Annotated in this window: 2 protein-coding genes; both read left to right on the top strand. The window is 58.7% G+C overall.

Annotation, left to right across the window (positions count from 1 at the left end):
• Positions 1 to 2,767 (top strand): TSCPD domain-containing protein (locus tag ACTIE1_RS16605; protein WP_439563506.1); only part of this gene is annotated, 2,767 nt, incomplete at its 5' end.
• On the top strand, positions 2,767 to 3,028 hold a 262-nt coding region (locus tag ACTIE1_RS16600; RefSeq protein WP_439563505.1), incomplete at its 3' end, for a hypothetical protein. The genes ACTIE1_RS16605 and ACTIE1_RS16600, both read left to right, overlap by 1 nt.

Here is a 3,028-nt window from a genome sequence, read left to right as displayed (position 1 = left end):
CAACTGGAAGGTGATCGAAGAACAAAAGGTCGCCTCACTTGTTGCCGGCTCCAAATTGCACTCGGCGCGTCTGAATGACATTTTCGGCGCAATTCGTGCATGGGATGGCAGCACAGAGGATGCCGTTGACCCGGCAAAAAACCCTGCACTGAAGGCAGCCATCAAGGCTGCGAAAAGTTCCATGATCCCCGAAACCTATGTGGGGCGCGTGCTGCAATATGCACGTCAGGGATATACCAGCATCGAATTCCCGACCTATGACACTGATTGGGATTCCGAGGCCTACATCACGGTATCGGGGCAAAACTCCAACAACTCCGTGCGGGTCACCGATGCGTTCCTGAAGGCCGTAAAGGATGATTCCGATTGGGAATTGCTGCGCCGCACCGATGGCAAGCCCGCCAAGACCATCAAGGCACGCGATTTGTGGGATCAGGTCGGCCATGCGGCATGGGCCTGTGCCGATCCGGGCATCCAGTTCCACGACACAGTGAACGCATGGCACACCTGCCCTGCCGATGGCGCGATCCGCGGGTCGAACCCTTGCAGCGAATACATGTTCCTTGATGATACCGCCTGTAACCTTGCGTCCATGAACCTGCTGAAATTCTATGACAGCAAGTCGTTCAACGCCGAAGGCTACATGCACGCCACCCGCCTGTGGACCATCACACTGGAAATCAGCGTGATGATGGCGCAGTTCCCGTCCAAGGAAATTGCGCAGCGGTCCTATGAATTCCGCACGCTGGGGCTGGGCTATGCCAATATTGGCGGGCTGCTGATGAATATGGGCTTTGGCTATGATTCCGCCGAAGGCCGCGCATTGTGCGGGGCACTGACCGCGCTGATGACGGGCGTCAGCTATGCCACCTCTGCGGAAATGGCGTCGGAACTGGGCGCATTCCCTGGCTACAAGAAAAACGCAGACCACATGCTGCGCGTGATCCGCAACCACCGCCGCGCCGCCTATGGCGATGACAGCTATGAATCGGTGAACGTGGCCCCTGTGGCGCTGGATGCGGGCAACTGCCCCGATGCGCGCCTTGTCGACCTTGCGCGCGCCGCATGGGACGAGGCCCTGACACTGGGGCAGGCGCACGGGTATCGCAACGCGCAATCCACAGTGATTGCGCCCACTGGCACCATCGGGCTGGTCATGGATTGCGACACCACCGGCATTGAACCCGATTTCGCGCTGGTCAAGTTCAAGAAGCTGGCAGGCGGCGGGTATTTCAAGATCATCAACCAGTCGGTTCCGGCCGCGCTGCGCAAACTGGGCTACCGCGAATCCGAGATTGCCGAGGTAATCGCCTATGCGGTGGGCCATGGCAGCCTTGGGCAGGCACCGGGCATCAACCATACCAGCCTGATCGGCCATGGTTTCGGCGAGGCCGAGATCACCAAGATCGAAAAAGCCCTGCCTTCGGCGTTCGACATCCGGTTCGTGTTCAACCAATGGACCCTGGGCGAGGAATTCTGCCGCGAAACGCTGGGCATTCCGGCGGCTGAACTGACCAACCCCGGCTTTGACCTGCTGCGCCATCTGGGTTTCACCAAGGCACAGATAGACGCGGCCAATGACCATGTCTGCGGCACCATGACACTGGAAGGCGCGCCCTACCTGAAGGACGAGCATATCTCGATCTTCGATTGTGCCAACCCGTGCGGCAAGAAAGGCAAGCGCTTCCTGTCGGTGGACAGCCATATCCACATGATGGCAGCCGCGCAGTCCTTCATCTCGGGGGCGATTTCCAAAACCATCAACATGCCCAACAGCGCCACAATCGAGGAAACGCTGGCGGCCTATGAACTCAGCTGGTCGCTGGGGATCAAGGCAAATGCGCTGTATCGTGACGGGTCCAAACTGTCGCAACCGCTGGCCGCAGCATTGATCGAGGATGACGAGGAAGCCGAGGAAATTCTGGCAACCGGATCAACGCAGGAAAAAGCGCAGGTTCTGGCCGAGAAGATCGTCGAGAAAATCATCGTCAAGGAAGTCATCCGCCGCGACCGCCAGAAACTGCCGGAACGCCGCAAGGGGTATACCCAGAAGGCTGTTGTCGGTGGCCACAAGGTCTATCTGCGCACGGGCGAATATACCGATGGCAAACTGGGCGAGATTTTCATCGACATGCACAAGGAAGGTGCCGGCTTCCGCGCGATGATGAACAACTTCGCCATCGCGGTGTCGGTTGGCCTGCAATATGGTGTGCCGCTGGAAGAATTCGTCGATGCCTTCACCTTCACGCGGTTTGAACCGGCGGGCATGGTGCAGGGCAATGACAGCATCAAGAACGCGACATCGATCCTTGACTATATCTTCCGCGAACTGGCCGTCAGCTATCTGGACCGCACCGATCTGGCGCATGTCAAACCCACAGGCACCAGTTTCGACGATCTGGGCGCGGGCGAGCATGAAGGCGTGCGCAATGTCGCGGAACTGTCCGATGACGCGGCATCGCGGTCACTGGAAGTGCTGCGCCAGATCAGTTCGACCGGCTATCTGCGCAAGCGGCTGCCGCATGAACTGACCGTGCTTCAGGGCGGACAGGCGGCCACCGCCTATGCAACCGATGGCGCCACGGCCGTGGCACTGGAAACCAGCCAGTCCGAAACCCTGACCGTCGCCACCATGGACCCCCGCGCCAAGGCCCGCATGCAGGGCTACGAGGGTGACCCCTGCGGCGAATGCGGCAACTACACGCTGGTGCGCAACGGGACATGCATGAAGTGCAACACCTGCGGCGGGACGAGCGGGTGTAGCTGATGTCGCAATACACCTTCAGGAAAGATCCTCGAATAATGCCTTGGCAGAGGGACCTATTGCGAGAGTTTTGCTCTTCCTTGGAGGGAGAAACCGTCAAGCTGGCGAAAGATTTTGGCCTAAAGGTGTATGGGGAAGACCTTTTGCCCTACGAAAGAGGATATCTTGAAAAGAGCCCTGCGTGCGGCTCCGCATCAGGTTGGGTGATCAAGATTAATCAAAACGACCATCGTAAGACGCAAAACTTCACCATCGCGCATGAGA

Origin of the sequence: Roseinatronobacter sp., assembly GCF_051859525.1 — a bacterium.
Classification (GTDB): domain Bacteria; phylum Pseudomonadota; class Alphaproteobacteria; order Rhodobacterales; family Rhodobacteraceae; genus Roseinatronobacter.
Note: the sequence above shows the minus strand (reverse complement) of the source record. Positions and strands in the feature narration are given on the sequence as shown.